The sequence below is a fragment of the Pseudomonas sp. C1C7 genome, assembly GCF_013359595.1.
Lineage (GTDB): Bacteria > Pseudomonadota > Gammaproteobacteria > Pseudomonadales > Pseudomonadaceae > Aquipseudomonas.
This window is the reverse complement of the sequence record NZ_JABFMP010000070.1, coordinates 1-14,962: the sequence shown is the minus strand read 5'-3', so window position 1 is coordinate 14,962 and position 14,962 is coordinate 1. Positions and strand designations below refer to the sequence as shown.

At 59.3% G+C, this 14,962-nt stretch carries 18 protein-coding genes and 1 tRNA gene; 14 read left to right on the top strand and 5 right to left on the bottom strand.

The window, feature by feature from the left end:
• The first annotated feature begins 121 nt into the window (after window positions 1-121).
• The 14 genes from ruvC (at window position 122) to nadA (ending at window position 10,936) form a co-directional block, all read left to right on the top strand.
• Complete coding sequence (ruvC, locus tag HNO86_RS29750) at window positions 122-646, top strand: crossover junction endodeoxyribonuclease RuvC (RefSeq protein WP_110964618.1); 525 nt, start codon at window positions 122-124, stop codon at window positions 644-646.
• Window positions 647-756: 110 nt separating this feature from the next.
• Window positions 757-1,365 (top strand): Holliday junction branch migration protein RuvA, encoded by a 609-nt coding sequence (ruvA, locus tag HNO86_RS29745; RefSeq protein WP_175380506.1) that lies wholly within the window; start codon window positions 757-759, stop codon window positions 1,363-1,365.
• On the top strand, window positions 1,366-2,430 hold the full coding sequence (gene ruvB / locus HNO86_RS29740; RefSeq protein ID WP_175380505.1) for a Holliday junction branch migration DNA helicase RuvB: 1,065 nt from the start codon (window positions 1,366-1,368) through the stop codon (window positions 2,428-2,430).
• Window positions 2,431-2,557: 127 nt separating this feature from the next.
• The gene (ybgC, locus tag HNO86_RS29735) at window positions 2,558-3,025 is read left to right on the top strand and encodes a tol-pal system-associated acyl-CoA thioesterase (RefSeq protein WP_175380504.1); all 468 of its coding nucleotides are present in this window, start codon (window positions 2,558-2,560) and stop codon (window positions 3,023-3,025) included.
• On the top strand, window positions 3,015-3,710 hold the full coding sequence (gene tolQ, locus HNO86_RS29730) for a protein TolQ (RefSeq protein WP_175380503.1): 696 nt from the start codon (window positions 3,015-3,017) through the stop codon (window positions 3,708-3,710). Before ybgC ends, tolQ begins: the two co-directional genes overlap by 11 nt.
• A gap of 23 nt (window positions 3,711-3,733) precedes the next feature.
• On the top strand, window positions 3,734-4,186 hold the full coding sequence (gene tolR, locus HNO86_RS29725) for a protein TolR (RefSeq protein WP_175380507.1): 453 nt from the start codon (window positions 3,734-3,736) through the stop codon (window positions 4,184-4,186).
• Window positions 4,186-5,265 (top strand): cell envelope integrity protein TolA, encoded by a 1,080-nt coding sequence (tolA, locus tag HNO86_RS29720; RefSeq protein WP_175380502.1) that lies wholly within the window; start codon window positions 4,186-4,188, stop codon window positions 5,263-5,265. The genes tolR and tolA overlap by 1 nt, the downstream gene beginning before the upstream one ends.
• A gap of 17 nt (window positions 5,266-5,282) precedes the next feature.
• The gene (gene tolB / locus HNO86_RS29715; protein ID WP_178131377.1) at window positions 5,283-6,563 is read left to right on the top strand and encodes a Tol-Pal system beta propeller repeat protein TolB; all 1,281 of its coding nucleotides are present in this window, start codon (window positions 5,283-5,285) and stop codon (window positions 6,561-6,563) included.
• A gap of 52 nt (window positions 6,564-6,615) precedes the next feature.
• Window positions 6,616-7,113 carry a peptidoglycan-associated lipoprotein Pal gene (gene pal, locus HNO86_RS29710; RefSeq protein ID WP_003178634.1) on the top strand — a complete coding sequence of 166 codons (498 nt, stop codon included), beginning with the start codon at window positions 6,616-6,618 and terminating at the stop codon, window positions 7,111-7,113.
• Window positions 7,114-7,119: 6 nt separating this feature from the next.
• Window positions 7,120-7,959 (top strand): tol-pal system protein YbgF, encoded by an 840-nt coding sequence (gene ybgF / locus HNO86_RS29705; protein WP_175380500.1) that lies wholly within the window; start codon window positions 7,120-7,122, stop codon window positions 7,957-7,959.
• A gap of 166 nt (window positions 7,960-8,125) precedes the next feature.
• Window positions 8,126-8,773, top strand: a complete 648-nt coding sequence (gene queE, locus HNO86_RS29700; RefSeq protein WP_175380499.1) for a 7-carboxy-7-deazaguanine synthase QueE — start codon at window positions 8,126-8,128, stop codon at window positions 8,771-8,773.
• Between the two features lies 1 nt (window position 8,774).
• Window positions 8,775-9,467, top strand: coding sequence for a 7-cyano-7-deazaguanine synthase QueC (gene queC / locus HNO86_RS29695; protein WP_175380498.1), 693 nt, complete (start codon window positions 8,775-8,777; stop codon window positions 9,465-9,467).
• 63 nt (window positions 9,468-9,530) lie between these two features.
• Window positions 9,531-9,606, top strand: a tRNA-Lys gene (locus tag HNO86_RS29690).
• Between the two features lie 271 nt (window positions 9,607-9,877).
• Window positions 9,878-10,936 (top strand): quinolinate synthase NadA, encoded by a 1,059-nt coding sequence (nadA, locus tag HNO86_RS29685; RefSeq protein WP_110964608.1) that lies wholly within the window; start codon window positions 9,878-9,880, stop codon window positions 10,934-10,936.
• A 76-nt stretch (window positions 10,937-11,012) separates the two neighbouring features.
• Here the strand turns inward: nadA and HNO86_RS29680 are convergent, their stop codons facing one another.
• The 5 genes from HNO86_RS29680 to HNO86_RS30765 all read right to left on the bottom strand — a co-directional run.
• On the bottom strand, window positions 11,013-11,501 hold the full coding sequence (locus tag HNO86_RS29680) for an RDD family protein (protein WP_175380497.1): 489 nt from the start codon (window positions 11,499-11,501) through the stop codon (window positions 11,013-11,015).
• Between the two features lie 94 nt (window positions 11,502-11,595).
• The gene (locus tag HNO86_RS29675; protein ID WP_007977299.1) at window positions 11,596-11,808 is read right to left on the bottom strand and encodes a cold-shock protein; all 213 of its coding nucleotides are present in this window, start codon (window positions 11,806-11,808) and stop codon (window positions 11,596-11,598) included.
• 400 nt (window positions 11,809-12,208) lie between these two features.
• Entirely contained in the window at window positions 12,209-13,333 is a 1,125-nt protein-coding gene (gene gcvT / locus HNO86_RS29670; RefSeq protein ID WP_175380496.1) for a glycine cleavage system aminomethyltransferase GcvT, read from the bottom strand.
• A gap of 40 nt (window positions 13,334-13,373) precedes the next feature.
• The gene (locus tag HNO86_RS29665) at window positions 13,374-14,750 is read right to left on the bottom strand and encodes an L-serine ammonia-lyase (RefSeq protein ID WP_175380495.1); all 1,377 of its coding nucleotides are present in this window, start codon (window positions 14,748-14,750) and stop codon (window positions 13,374-13,376) included.
• 102 nt (window positions 14,751-14,852) lie between these two features.
• On the bottom strand, window positions 14,853-14,962 hold a 110-nt coding region (locus tag HNO86_RS30765; protein WP_372242576.1), incomplete at its 5' end, for a hypothetical protein.

Genomic DNA, 14,962 nt, shown 5'->3' with positions numbered 1-14,962 from the left:
CGCGAAGGCGGTGTGTCAGTCCAATCTCGGTAACTGACACACCGCCTTCGCGAGCAAGCCCGCTCCCACATTTGTTATGTGTTGTACTTGGATATCGATAGTTCACGGACCCACAGGCGTTATGACTTTAATCCTTGGCATCGACCCCGGCTCGCGAATCACCGGCTATGGAGTGGTGCGCGATACCGGTCGAGGTTGCGAATACGTGGCCTCCGGTTGCATCCGCACCGGTGCTGGCGAGCTGCACGAACGTTTGCAGATCGTCTACCGCGGGGTGCGGGAGATCATTCAGACCTACAAACCCGTGACCATGGGCATCGAAAAGGTGTTCATGGCGCGCAACGCCGACTCCGCGCTGAAACTGGGGCAGGCCCGTGGCGCCGCCATCGTTGCCGGCGCGGAAGAAAGCCTGGAGATTGCCGAATACACCGCGACCCAGGTCAAGCAGGCAGTGGTGGGCACCGGCGCCGCCAACAAGGAGCAGGTGCAGATGATGGTCATGCACATGCTGAAACTGACCAGCAAACCGCAGATCGATGCCTCGGACGCCCTGGCCATCGCCATTTGCCACGCTCACACCCGTTCCAGCCTGTTGCCTCATGGGCTGGGTGCGGCACGCAGTCGTGGCGGGCGCCTGCGTCTCTGATAGCATCGGCAGTCAATTTCATGGAATCAGGGATTTGCGCCCCGGCTGGCGCAAGCCCTCGCTCTGTCAGTCGCCGGCACCGTGCCGGCCAACGCTCAAGGATCTGTAACGTGATTGGACGCTTGCGCGGCACACTGGCTGAGAAACAGCCGCCGCACCTGATTCTGGATGTAAACGGTTTGGGGTATGAACTTGAAGTGCCCATGACCACACTTTATCGCCTGCCGTCGGTCGGTGAGCCGCTGACGCTGCACACCCATTTGGTCGTTCGCGAAGACGCGCAGTTACTCTATGGTTTTGTCGGCAAGCGTGAGCGAGACTTTTTTCGCGAGTTGATCCGTCTTAATGGTGTAGGGCCGAAACTGGCCCTGGCCCTGATGTCGAGTCTGGAAGTCGACGAACTGGTGCGCTGCGTGCAGTCCCAGGACACTTCGTCATTGACCAAAGTGCCGGGTGTAGGCAAGAAAACCGCCGAGCGCCTGCTGGTCGAGCTCAAGGATCGCTTCAAGGCCTGGGAAACCGTGCCGGCCATGTTCGCCCTGGTGCCGAACCAGCCTGACGGACCGGCGCCGGTCAACATGGCGGAAAACGACGCGGTCAGCGCGCTGATCTCCCTGGGTTACAAGCCGCAGGAAGCCAGCAAGGCGATTTCCGCGATCAAGGAGAAAGGTTTGAGCAGCGAAGACATGATTCGTCGTGCCCTGAAGGGAATGATCTAAGTGATTGAAGCTGATCGTCTGATTGCCGCCACCGGTGGTGGCCCCCGTGAGCGCGAGGAAGTCCAGGACCGGGCGATTCGCCCTGTCAGTCTGGCCGAGTACATCGGCCAGCCGACCGTCCGCGAGCAAATGGAGTTGTTCATCCAGGCAGCCCGGGGGCGCAACGAGTCCCTGGATCACACACTGATTTTCGGTCCTCCGGGCCTGGGCAAGACCACCCTGGCCAACATCATCGCCCAGGAAATGGGCGTCTCGATCAAGAGCACCTCGGGTCCGGTCCTGGAGCGTCCGGGGGATCTGGCGGCGCTGCTGACCAATCTCGAACCCCATGATGTGCTGTTCATCGACGAAATCCATCGCCTGTCGCCGATTGTCGAAGAAGTGCTGTATCCGGCCATGGAAGACTTCCAGCTCGACATCATGATCGGCGAAGGCCCGGCCGCACGCTCGATCAAACTCGATTTGCCACCTTTTACCCTGGTTGGCGCGACCACACGGGCGGGCATGCTGACCAACCCGTTGCGTGACCGTTTCGGGATCGTTCAGCGCCTGGAGTTCTACAGCAACGCCGACCTGTCGACGATTGTCAGTCGTTCGGCGGGCATTCTCGGCTTGCCGCTGGAGCCTGAAGGCGCCTTCGAAATCGCCCGTCGTGCCCGCGGCACGCCGCGTATCGCCAACCGTCTGCTGCGACGGGTGCGGGACTTCGCCGAAGTTCGTGCCAAGGGCCACATCACCAAGTCGGTGGCCGATATGGCGCTGAACCTGCTGGATGTCGACGAGCGTGGTTTCGATCATCAGGACCGGCGTCTGCTGCTGACCATGATCGAGAAGTTCGATGGCGGACCGGTGGGCGTGGACAGCCTTGCCGCAGCCATCAGTGAAGAGCGCCACACCATCGAGGATGTTCTGGAACCCTATCTGATCCAGCAGGGTTACATCATGCGGACCCCGCGGGGGCGGGTGGTGACACGGCATGCTTATCTGCACTTTGGATTAAACATTCCGTCACGATTGGGCGAAATGCCCGTGGTAGACGAGTTTCTCGATGCCGTGGACGATTAAATGACTTTTGCGGGCTGAATTTTCGGGCATTGTGCTGTCCTAGGATCGTACTTTAACCAGAAAGCCGCAGAACAATGGAAAAACAGTTGCCTGCCGGATTGGCAACCTGAGGAGTAAGCACTAGAGTATGCGCGCGCAAAACGGGCTTGAGCCTTTCGCACATCGTTGTCGCGTTTATTACGAGGACACCGATGCGGGCGGCATCGTGTATTACGTTAATTACCTCAAGTTTATGGAACGGGCTCGAACCGAGCGGCTACGGGAACTGGGCTTTGCCCAATCGCAGCTGGCAGGGGAGGACCTGTTGTTCGTCGTGCATTCCAGCGAAGCGCGCTACCACGCGCCGGCGCGACTGGATGACGAGTTGCTGGTAAGCGCTGAAGTAATCGAATTGAACCGTGCCAGCCTGCGCTTCAAACAGCAGGTCAGGCGGGCTACGGATAACGTACTGCTCTGCGAAGGGCAGTTTCTGGTGGCCTGTGTGCGCACCAACGGTTTGAAACCCCGGGCCATTCCCGAAGCTCTACGAGCGGCCTTTGCCGACGTGAGCGGCGCGGGTACACACTCAACGCAGGAGATAAAGCGTGGAAGCTAACGTCGTCGACCATTCCTCCATGTGGAGCCTGGTCAGCAATGCCAGTATCGTGGTGCAACTGGTAATGCTGACCCTGGTAGCCGCATCGGTGACCTCATGGATCATGATCTTTCAGCGCAGCAACCTGCTGCGCGCCGGTCGACGCGCTCTTGAGAGTTTCGAAGAGCGTTTCTGGTCAGGCATCGACCTGTCCAAACTCTATCGTCAGGCGGGCAGCAACCCGGACCCGGATTCCGGTGTCGAGCAGATCTTCCGCGCCGGCTTCAAGGAGTTTTCCCGTCTGCGCCAGCAGCCAGGCGTCGATCCCGAGGCGGTCATGGAAGGTGTGGCCCGTGCCATGCGCGTAGCGATCTCCCGCGAAGAAGAAAAGCTCGAACAGAGCCTGCCTTTCCTGGCCACCGTGGGTTCCGTCAGCCCGTACATCGGTCTGTTCGGTACCGTCTGGGGCATCATGAACTCCTTCCGCGGCCTGGCCACTGCCCAGCAAGCGACCCTGGCCACCGTAGCCCCGGGTATCGCCGAAGCCCTGATCGCCACCGCGATCGGCCTCTTCGCCGCCATTCCAGCGGTCATCGCCTACAACCGCTTCTCCGCTCGCAGCGAAACCCTGCTGGGCCGTTACTACACCTTCGCCGATGAATTCCAGGCGATCCTGCACCGCAAAGTGCACACCAGCGAAGACTGAGCAGGTAATTTCCAATGGCTTTAATCGCTCGAGCCCGAAACAAGCGCAAGCCGGTCGCCGAGATGAACGTGGTGCCATACATCGACGTGATGCTGGTGCTGCTGGTCATCTTCATGGTGACCGCGCCGATGCTCAATCAGGGCGTGAAAGTTGATCTGCCCAAGGTTTCCAGCGAAGCCTTGCCGCAGGACAACAACACCCAGGTACTGACCATTTCGATCAAGGCTGACAAGACCTACTACTGGAACCTTGGCAGCGAAGTCGACACCGAAAAGCAGCAGGATCGCGCCATGACCCTGCCGCAGATGACGGACGCGGTGACCAAGATCATTCGCGTCGGCAACGAGGGCGGCAAGCGTACCCAGGTCTTCATTCGCGGCGACAAGAGCGTCGACTACGGCGCCGTCATGGGCGCCATGGGCGGGTTGCAGAAAGCCGGAGTCGGTAATGTTGGCTTGATTACCGAGGCGCCCTGATGCAGCAACAGCGAGAGCCGTCCGCCTCGGAAAGCTACTTCTGGCCTAGTGTCTGGGCGATTGGCTTGCACGTGCTGGTGTTCGGCATGCTGTTCGTCAGTTTTGCCTTCACACCGGAGCTGCCGCCGGCCAAGCCTATCGTTCAGGCGACCCTGTACCAGCTGAAATCGAAGAGTCAGGCAACCACCCAGACCAATCAGAAGATTGCGGGTGAGGCGAAGAAATCCGCCGCGCGTCAGACCGAAGTCGAGCAGATGGAGCAGAAGAAGATCGAGCAGGAAGCCGTGAAGGCTGCGGAACAAAAGAAAGAAGAAGCGGCTCAAAAGGCCGAGGAAGCCAAGAAGGCCGATGAGGCGAAGAAAGCGGACGAGGCGAAAAAGGCTGATGAAGCCAAGAAAGCCGACGACGCGAAGAAAGCCGCCGAAGCCAAGAAGGCAGAAGAGAAACAATTGGCTGATATAGCCAAGAAGAAAGCTGAAGAAGAAGCCAAGAAGGCTGCTGAAGAAGAGGCCAAGAAAGCGGCCGCTGAAGAAGCGAAGAAAAAGATCGTCGAAGACGCGAAGAAGAAAGCCGCGGAAGACGCCAAGAAGAAAGCTGAAGCTGAAGAGGCGAAGAAGAAAGTCGCCGAGGAAGCGAAGAAGAAAGCTGCTGCCGATGCTGCGAAGAAGAAAGCGCAGGATGCGGCACGCAAATCCGCCGAAGACAAGAAGGCTCAGGCCCTGGCAGATTTGCTTTCCGACACGCCACAGCGTCAGCAGGCCTTGGCCGATGAGCAGGGTGACGAAGTCGCCGGCAGTTTCGATGACCTGATCCGAGCGCGTGCAGCAGAGGGCTGGGCCCGTCCACCTTCGGCCCGCAAAGGCATGACGGTCGTGTTGCAAATCGGCATGTTGCCTGATGGTACGGTGACTTCGGTCAGCGTGGCCAAGTCCAGTGGCGACGGTCCGTTTGACGCATCGGCTGTAGCAGCGGTGAAGAATATTGGACGTTTGACAGAAATGCAGGGAATGAAGCCGAGCGATTTCGCTCCGTATCGTTCGTTCAAGATGACATTTACACCTGAGGATCTAGCCTTGTGAGAAACCTTCTTCGAGGAATGCTGATCGCGATCTGCTGCATGGCAGGGCTGGCGATGGCGGATGAGAAAAACATTCTGGTTACCAGCGGCAGCGATCGGGCCACCCCGATCGCGGTTGTACCGTTCGGTTTCCAGGGCGGTAGCGTGCTGCCGGACGACATGGCGGAAATCATCGGTAACGACCTGCGCAACTCGGGTTATTACGCGCCGATTCCGAAGCAGAACATGATCAGCCAGCCTAGCCAGGCCAGTGAAATCATCTTCCGTGACTTCAAGGCACTGGGTGCCCAGTACGTCATGGTCGGCAGCATCGTTCCTGCGGGCGGTCGCCTGCAGGTTCAATACGCACTGTTCAACGTCGCGACCGAGCAGCAAGTGCTGACCGGCAGCGTGTCGGGTGGTGTGGATCAGCTGCGCGACATGGCGCACTACATCTCCGACCAGTCGTTCGAAAAACTCACCGGCATCAAGGGTGCGTTTTCCACTCGCCTGCTGTACGTGACGGCCGAGCGCTTCTCCGAGAAGAACACTCGCTACACCCTGCAGCGTTCGGACTATGACGGTGCCCGCGCCGTGACCCTGCTGCAATCGCGCGAGCCGATCCTGTCGCCGCGTTTCGCACCGGACGGCAAGCGTATTGCCTACGTGTCGTTCGAGCAGAAGCGTCCGCGTATCTTCATGCAGAACATCGACACCGGTCGCCGTGAGCAGTTGACCAACTTCGAAGGCCTGAACGGCGCGCCAGCCTGGTCGCCGGATGGCAGCCGCCTGGCATTCGTGCTGTCCAAGGACGGCAACCCGGACATCTACGTGATGAACGTGGGTTCGCGTCAGATCAGTCGTGTCACCAATGGTCCGGGCATCAACACCGAACCGTTCTGGGGCAAGGACGGTTCGACCCTGTACTTCACCTCCGACCGTGGCGGCAAGCCGCAGATCTATAAAACCAGCGTCGGTGGCGGTGGTGCGGAGCGTGTAACTTTCGTCGGTAACTACAACGCCAACCCTAAACTGTCGGCGGACGAAAAGACCCTGGTCATGATCCACCGCCAGGACGGTTTCACCAATTTCAAAGTGGCGGCCCAGGATTTGCAGCGAGGCAGTGTAAAAATCCTCACTGATAGCACTCTGGACGAGTCGCCCACTGTTGCGCCCAACGGCACCATGGTAATCTACGCCACCCGCCAGCAGGGCCGGGGAGTCTTGATGCTCGTGTCCATCAATGGACGCGTAAGGCTCCCGCTTCCTACCGCACAAGGCGAAGTCAGAGAACCTTCCTGGTCCCCTTACCTGAACTGACGCGGCGCTTTACGTTTTACTTAACACACTGGGGTTCATTAGGAGTTTCACGATGGAAATGCTGAAGTTTGGTAAATTTGCTGCGCTGGCTCTGGCCATGGCTGTAGCTGTAGGTTGCTCGTCCAAAGGCGGCGACAATGCCGGTGAAGGCGCGGTAGATCCAAACGCTGGTTACGGCGCAAACACTGGTGCAGTTGACGGCTCCCTGAGCGAAGAAGCTGCTCTGCGCGCTATCACCACTTTCTACTTCGAATACGACAGCTCGGACCTGAAGCCAGAAGCCATGCGCGCTCTGGACGTTCACGCCAAAGACCTGAAAGCAAACGGCGCTCGCGTTGTTCTGGAAGGCAACACCGACGAACGTGGTACTCGTGAGTACAACATGGCACTGGGCGAGCGTCGTGCGAAAGCCGTTCAACGCTACCTGGTACTGCAAGGCGTTTCCCCAGCTCAGCTGGAACTGGTTTCCTACGGCGAAGAGCGTCCAGTTGCCACCGGCAACGACGAGCAGTCCTGGGCTCAAAACCGTCGCGTCGAACTGCGTAAGTAATTCGTCATGCGAACGTGCCGTCGTGCTGTAACTGTTCTGGCTCTCAGCCTCGCGTCCCTTTCGGCGTGGGCTGCGGTTCCTGTGGTCGATAATGACTCCGGCAGTAGCGGGAGCAGTTATCCGCCTGCTGGTTACGGTACGAACGGCGCCTATGCCGGGACAGGGGCTGCGGCTCCTGTCTCGGCACAGGGCCAGCTGTTCAACCAGCTTCAGCAAATGCAGGAGCAGATCGAGCGCCAACAAGGCGTGATCGAAGTTCTGCAAAATGATGTAGCGCGCATGAAGCAGGAAAACCTGGAGCGATACCAGGATCTTGATCGGCGCATTGGATCGGGCGTTGCACCAGCCGTGACTCCAGAGAATTCTTCTACCGGTGGCGATTTGAACGCCCCCGGTGCTGCAGCAGGTGCAGGCGCAGCCGCGGGGGCGGCAGCAGCTCAGGCACCAGCAGCGGGCAGCGAACCGGCGGATCCGGCAAAGGAAAAACTGTACTACGATGCAGCCTTCGACCTGATCAAGGCCAAGGATTTCGACAAGGCCAGCCAGGCTTTTGCCGCCTTCCTGCGCAAGTACCCAAACAGCCAGTACGCGGGCAATGCGCAGTACTGGTTGGGTGAAGTGAACCTGGCAAAAGGCGATCTGCAAGGTGCAGGTCAGGCATTTGCCAAGGTTTCGCAGCTGTATCCGAAGCACGCCAAGGTGCCTGATTCGCTGTACAAGCTGGCTGATGTAGAGCGTCGTCTTGGTCACACCGACCGGGTCAAAGGCATTCTGCAGCAGGTGGTGTCCCAGTATCCGGGGACTTCCGCCGCTCAGCTGGCACAACGCGATCTGCAGCGCATGTAAGCTTGCCGGACCCGTTTTGAAGAAACCCGCGCTTGTCGCGGGTTTTTTCGTTAGAATTCATCCCCTTTTTCTGAAACACGCTTTTTGGGATCTACGCATTGCCGGGGTTCCATGAAGTGCCTGACGGAGGCGGACAGCCTGTTTAGCTGTTACGCCCGTGGCGACTATGCAAGACACATTGAGAATCACCGAAGTTTTCTACTCGTTGCAGGGTGAAACTCGGACGGCCGGCCTGCCCACGGTTTTTGTGCGCCTGACCGGTTGCCCGTTACGTTGCCAATACTGCGACAGCGCCTACGCCTTCACTGGCGGCACCATTCGCACACTCGACGATATCCTCGAGCAGGTAGCCGGTTTTCGTCCGCGTTACGTGTGCGTCACCGGCGGCGAGCCCCTGGCTCAACCCAACGCCATTCCATTGCTCAAGCGCTTGTGCGACGCCGGTTACGAGGTCTCGCTGGAAACCAGCGGCTCGATCGATATCTCGGCCGTGGATCCTCGGGTCAGTCGTGTCGTCGACCTGAAGACGCCGGGTTCGAAAGAAGCCCACCGCAATCGTTACGAGAACATCGAACTGCTCACGCCCAACGACCAGGTGAAATTTGTCATCTGCTCGCGGGAGGACTATGAGTGGTCGGTTTCCAAGCTGATTCAGTACGGCCTGGAGCAACGTGCCGGCGAAGTTCTGTTCTCGCCGAGCCATCACGATCTCAATGCGCGGGATCTGGCTGACTGGGTGGTGGCGGACAACCTGCCGGTGCGCCTGCAACTGCAGCTGCATAAATATCTTTGGAATGATGAGCCGGGGCGCTGAAATGACTGAACAACTGAACACTGCAGAAAAACGTGCGGTCATCCTGCTGTCCGGTGGCCTGGATTCGGCGACGGTCGTGGCCATGGCCCGGGCTCAGGGCTACAGCTGCTACACCATGAGCTTCGACTATGGTCAGCGCTCCCACGCCGAACTGTATGCCGCCGAACGTGTGGCTCGGGACCTGGGTGTGGTCGAGCACAAGGTAATCGGCCTGAATCTGAACGGCATGGGCGGCTCGGCCCTGACCGACAGCAGCATCGATATCCCGCAAACCCCGGGCGAAGGCATTCCGGTCACTTACGTCCCGGCACGTAACACCGTGTTCCTGTCCCTGGCATTGGGCTGGGCGGAAGTACTTGGTGCTCGCGACATCTTCATTGGCGTCAACGCCGTGGATTACTCCGGTTACCCGGATTGCCGTCCCGAGTTCATCGAGTCGTTCGAGCGCATGGCCAATCTGGCGACCAAGGCTGGCGTGGAGGGCGATGGTTTCCGTATCCAGGCACCGCTGCAAAACCTCAGCAAGGCGCAGATCATTCAGGAGGGTACGAAGCTTGGGGTCAATTACGGCCTGACCGTTTCCTGCTATCAGGCCGACGATGAAGGGCGTGCGTGCGGCAAGTGCGACAGCTGCCGACTGCGTGCGGAAGGCTTTGTTGCGGGCGGAATCAGCGACCCAACACCTTATTTTTGATTATTTTCAAAATAGGTGTTGAATAGTCCTTAAAAATCAGTATTATACGCGCCACCACACAGCGGGTCGTTAGCTCAGTTGGTAGAGCAGTTGGCTTTTAACCAATTGGTCGTAGGTTCGAATCCTACACGACCCACCATTTTCAAGCTGTTTTAAAAGTCTGGAAGGCCCACGCAAGTGAGGATTTCCGGATTTTTTTTTGCCCGCGATTTAACCCGGCCCTGCCTCCGGGGTGCTCCGTATGGCGCAGGTCAGAATCATCTTTTGCATCCGCCGGATATTCTGTAGCCTTGCGCATCTTCACGCTGTCCGTGCCTGATGAATACTCACTTTCCCGGCGGTACCCAGACGGGTCCGGAGCCGGGTGTATACTCGACTTTCGCGCGAATGCGCCTGCAGGTCTTGCGAACATGACGCAGATTTCCGAACGCCTTCTGGTTCAAGCCCACCTCGACGCCAAGCAGCCCAAGCCGCTGACGGCCGACGAGGAAGCCCATTACCGTGCCGCCATCGCTGCCGAGCTCAAGGCTCAGGATGCGGTGCTGGTTGCCCACTTCTATTGCGATCCCATCATTCAGGCGCTGGCCGAAGAAACCGGTGGTTGCGTCTCCGACTCCCTGGAGATGGCCCGCTTCGGTAACGCCCACCCGGCCAAGACCGTGGTGGTCGCCGGGGTCAAGTTCATGGGGGAGACGGCCAAGATCCTCAACCCTGAAAAGCGCATTCTGATGCCGACGCTCGAGGCGACGTGCTCGCTGGACCTGGGTTGCCCGGTCGACGAGTTTTCCGCGTTCTGCGATCAGCATCCCGAGCGCACGGTGGTGGTGTATGCCAACACCTCCGCGGCGGTCAAAGCCCGGGCCGACTGGGTGGTGACGTCCAGTTGCGCGCTGGAGATCGTCGAAAGCCTGATGGACAACGGCGAGACCATCATCTGGGGCCCGGACAAGCACCTGGGCACCTACATCCAGCGCCAGACCGGTGCCGACATGCTGCTGTGGGACGGTGCCTGTATCGTTCACGAAGAGTTCAAGTCCAAGCAACTCGAAGACATGAAGGCGCTGTATCCCGATGCGGCGATCCTCGTGCATCCGGAGTCGCCGACCTCGGTAATCGAACTGGCGGACGCCGTCGGTTCCACCAGTCAGTTGATCGCGGCCGCGCAGACCTTGCCGAACAAGACCCTGATCGTGGCGACCGACCGCGGCATCTTCTACAAGATGCAGCAGCTGTGCCCGGACAAGGTGTTTATCGAGGCGCCAACCGCCGGTAACGGCGCGGCATGCCGCAGTTGCGCGCATTGCCCGTGGATGGCGATGAACACCCTTGAGCGCACGCTCAAGAGCTTGAAGGAGGGGGCGAACGAGATCTTTGTCGATCCGGCGCTGATTCCTCAGGCTATCCGGCCGTTGAAGCGGATGCTGGATTTCACCCAGGCTGCGCGGATGAAGCTGGCTGGTAACGCTTAACCGTAAAAGCAAAAGATCGCAGCCTGCGGCAGCTCCTACACGAGCTGTTGCAGGCTGCGATCTTTTTTATGGGTGATTACTTTTGTTTCTTTGGAATGCGAACCAGCTGGGTATTGGAATACATGTCATGCCAGCTGCGCTTCTGCTTGTCGAACAGTGACCAGACGAACCCCAGGCCAACGCACAGCCAGGACGCGATCGATACCACGAAGCGCAGCAGCGCCTGCCACAGGCTGATCGAGGAGCCGTCGGCGTTCTGCACGCGAATGCACCACACCTGCATGCCCAGGGTCTGACCGGAGTGGGTCCAGAACTTGGCGAAGAAGCCAAACAGGACAAACAGCAGCACTGTCGAAAGCAGCGGGTCGCCATCAAGCGCCCCGGATTCCGTGAGCGCGCGCATTTTCTCTTCGCCGATGATCGACATCTGGACCATCTTGTAGGCGCCGCTGGTGACGATCAGCAGGGCGGTACACAGCAGGAAGTCATAAAACATGGCGGCCAGACGACGGCCCAGGCCAGCGGCAGGAAATTCGCCCTGAGGGGTGAGCAGGTGTTTCGACATGTTGGCTCTCGGCGAAAAAAGAAGCCATTTTACGGATTTGCGCGCACAAAAAAGCCCCTGATGTCAGCATCAGGGGCTTTTTCGTTACAGAAGATTAAGCTTCTGCTTGTACTTCGTCAGCCTGCATGCCTTTCTGGCCTTGCACGGCGATGAAAGTCACTTTCTGGCCTTCTTTCAGGCTCTTGAAGCCGTTGCCCTGAATAGCGCGGAAATGCACGAACAGATCCGGACCGCTTTCTGGAGTGATAAAACCAAAACCTTTCTCGTCGTTAAACCACTTGACGGTACCGCTCTGACGTTGGGACATTTCTTATTTCCTTTGACGCTAAAATTAATGACAGTCTCTATCTTGTGACAGAGTACTGGGGCTGGTTGCAGGAGAGTAAGAAGACGTCGAACGGGATGTAGCTAACTTGAGGCTACTGCCCAGGTCACGATTCCAAGCGACCCATGCAAACACAGTGAACAAACTCTACGCCAACTATGGGAGAAAAAACAAGCCCCTGCGAAGCCCCGGATTTCCTCAGCTTGCTGGCAATTCAAAGAAATTACCAGTTCTTATTCTTTGCGCTCGTTCAGTTGTTTTCGATCGTTATAAGCAAAGTTCATAATCGAAGCCGACGTAAAACAGATGCACTATTTTATGGCGGTTGCGTTACACATTAGTGCACTGTTAACGCAACCGCGTTACTTATAGGAACAGTCAATCAGCCGCGATAGTAGCGTTGAGGAACAAATGGCATTTTGCTTACAAGCAAAGGAACCTTTTTCCCACGAACAATTGCCCAAACCTGGGTATCGAGAGCGGTATAAGCGCTATTGACGTAACCCATCGCCAACGGCCCGCCCAGGGTCGGTCCGAAACCGCCGCTGCAGACGCTGCCGATGATCTCGCCGGCCTCGTTGACGATCTCTGCACCTTCGCGCACCGGGGTACGTTCCTGTGGCAGCAGGCCGACACGCTTGCGGCTGACTCCGTTCTGTTGCTGGGCGAATACGTTTTCAGCGCCCGGGAAGCCACCGGCACGGGCACCATCGGCACGGCGCGGCTTGGAAATGGCCCACAGCAGGCTGGCTTCGATCGGGGTGGTTTCGGTGTTCATGTCGTGGCCGTACAGGCACAGACCTGCTTCCAGGCGCAGCGAGTCGCGGGCGCCCAGGCCGATGGCCTCGACTTCCGGCTCGGCCAGCAGCGCGCGGGCGAGGGCTTCGGCGTTGGCCGCCGGCACGGAGATTTCGAAACCGTCTTCACCGGTGTAGCCCGAGCGGCTGGCGAAGCAGTCCACACCCAGCAGGGAAACACGGGCGAACTGCATGAAGGTCATCTTGGCCACTTCCGGTGCCAGACGCGCCAGTACAGTGACCGCCGCCGGGCCTTGCAGGGCCAGCAGGGCGCGCTCTTCGAACAGCGGCTCGATCTTGCACTGCTCGCCGATGTGCTTTTGCAGGTGCGCCAGGTCCTGATCCTTGCAGGCGGCGTTGACCACCAGGAACAGCTCGTCGTTACCCAGGTTGGCGACCATCAGGTCGTCGAGGATGCCGCCGGTTTCGTTGGTGAACATCGCGTAGCGCTGCATGCCCACCGGCAGGTCGATGATGTCCACCGGCACCAGGGTTTCCAGGGCCTTGGCGGCATTAGCGCCGGTCAGGCGAATCTGACCCATGTGCGACACGTCGAACAGACCGGCCTGATCGCGGCTGTGCTGGTGTTCTTTCATCACGCCCAACGGGTATTGCACGGGCATGTCGTAGCCGGCGAAGGGCACCATGCGCGCACCCAGTTCGACGTGCAGTGCGTGCAACGGGGTTTTCAACAGTTGTTCGGTGGACATACTCAGCTCCTGAAAATGTGTGCAGCGGCGCGAAGGCTCATCAGCACTCGATAATGTTGACCGCCAAACCGCCACGGGCGGTTTCCTTGTATTTGCTTTTCATGTCGGCGCCGGTCTGGCGCATGGTGCGGATGACCTTGTCGAGGGAGACGAAATGGTGTCCGTCGCCACGCATGGCCATGCGCACGGCATTGATGGCCTTGACCGACCCCATGGCGTTGCGCTCGATGCAAGGCACTTGCACCAGTCCGCCAATCGGGTCGCAGGTCAGGCCCAGGTTGTGTTCCATGCCGATTTCCGCGGCGTTCTCCACCTGCTGCACCGTGCCGCCCAGCACTTCGCACAGCGCGCCCGCTGCCATGGAGCAGGCGACCCCGACCTCGCCCTGGCAGCCGACTTCGGCGCCGGAGATCGAGGCGTTTTCCTTGTAGAGAATGCCGATGGCCGCAGCGGTCAGCAGAAAGCGCACCACCCCGTCATCGTTCGCGGTGGGGATGAAGCGCATGTAGTAATGCAGCACCGCCGGAATGATCCCGGCCGCGCCGTTGGTCGGAGCGGTCACCACACGCCCGCCGTTGGCGTTTTCTTCGTTGACCGCCAGGGCGTAGAGGTTGACCCAGTCCAGGACCGAGAGTGGATCGCGCAGGGACGATTCCGGGTTTCTGCACAGTTGCTGGTACAACGCGGTCGCCCGGCGCTTGACCTTCAGCCCGCCGGGCAGGATGCCTTCGTTGCGGCAACCGGCGGCGACGCAATCCTGCATGACCTTCCAGATCTTCAGCAGGCCGGCGCGGGTTTCCGCTTCGGGACGCCAGGCGCTTTCGTTGGTCAGCATCACCTGGCTGATGGACAGCCCGTAGGTGGTGCAGTGCGCGAGCAGTTCCTTGGCGTTCTTGAAGGGAAAGGTCAGCGCAGTGGCGTCTTCGACGATACGGTCGGCGCCGGCGGCGTCTTCATCGACGACAAAACCGCCGCCCACCGAGTAGTACTCGCGGCTGCGGATCTGCAGGCCTGCGGCGTCGAAGGCGCGAAAAATCATGCCGTTGGGGTGATAGGCCAACGGTTTGCGAATCATCGCCAGGTGTTCTTTCTCGTTGAACACGATGCTGTGTTCGCCGAGCAGGTTCAGGCGTCCGTTGCCGCGAATGTCCTGCAGACGGGCGGCGACGGTTTCGGTGTCCACGGTATCCGGGTGCTCGCCTTCCAGGCCAAGCAGCACGGCCTTGTCACTGCCGTGTCCCTTGCCGGTCGCGCCGAGCGAGCCGTAGAGCTCGACCCTGACGCTGGTGGTCGCCGCCAGCAGCCCTTCACGGCGCAAGCCTTCGACGAAGCGCGCAGCTGCGCGCATCGGGCCGACGGTGTGGGAGCTGGAGGGGCCGATGCCAATCTTGAACAGGTCGAACACGCTAAGCGACATGGTTGTTCTCCAGGAAGCAGCGGCAAGCAGCAAGCTACAAGCCGCAAGTTGAAAGCCTTTGAGCTCTTTCTTGCAGCTTGAGGCTTGAAGCTTGTTGCTGCTTTAAGCGTAGCTTTCGATCGACGGGCAGGCGCAAACCAGGTTGCGGTCACCAAACACGTTGTCGACACGTCCCACCGGCGGCCAGTACTTGGCTTCGATCAGGGACGCCA

Excerpts from the sequence above, each read along its gene's own strand:
- tolB (WP_178131377.1), top strand. The coding sequence starts at position 5,283 with ATGCTGATCGCGATCTGCTGCATGGCAGGGCTGGCGATGGCGGATGAG.
- nadA (WP_110964608.1), top strand. The coding sequence starts at position 9,878 with ATGACGCAGATTTCCGAACGCCTTCTGGTTCAAGCCCACCTCGACGCC.
- HNO86_RS29665 (WP_175380495.1), bottom strand. The coding sequence starts at position 14,750 with ATGTCGCTTAGCGTGTTCGACCTGTTCAAGATTGGCATCGGCCCCTCC.
- pal (WP_003178634.1), top strand. The coding sequence starts at position 6,616 with ATGGAAATGCTGAAGTTTGGTAAATTTGCTGCGCTGGCTCTGGCCATG.
- ruvC (WP_110964618.1), top strand. The coding sequence starts at position 122 with ATGACTTTAATCCTTGGCATCGACCCCGGCTCGCGAATCACCGGCTAT.
- HNO86_RS29675 (WP_007977299.1), bottom strand. The coding sequence starts at position 11,808 with ATGTCCCAACGTCAGAGCGGTACCGTCAAGTGGTTTAACGACGAGAAA.
- gcvT (WP_175380496.1), bottom strand. The coding sequence starts at position 13,333 with ATGTCCACCGAACAACTGTTGAAAACCCCGTTGCACGCACTGCACGTC.
- queC (WP_175380498.1), top strand. The coding sequence starts at position 8,775 with ATGACTGAACAACTGAACACTGCAGAAAAACGTGCGGTCATCCTGCTG.
- ybgC (WP_175380504.1), top strand. The coding sequence starts at position 2,558 with ATGCGCGCGCAAAACGGGCTTGAGCCTTTCGCACATCGTTGTCGCGTT.
- queE (WP_175380499.1), top strand. The coding sequence starts at position 8,126 with ATGCAAGACACATTGAGAATCACCGAAGTTTTCTACTCGTTGCAGGGT.
- tolA (WP_175380502.1), top strand. The coding sequence starts at position 4,186 with ATGCAGCAACAGCGAGAGCCGTCCGCCTCGGAAAGCTACTTCTGGCCT.
- HNO86_RS29680 (WP_175380497.1), bottom strand. The coding sequence starts at position 11,501 with ATGTCGAAACACCTGCTCACCCCTCAGGGCGAATTTCCTGCCGCTGGC.
- ybgF (WP_175380500.1), top strand. The coding sequence starts at position 7,120 with ATGCGAACGTGCCGTCGTGCTGTAACTGTTCTGGCTCTCAGCCTCGCG.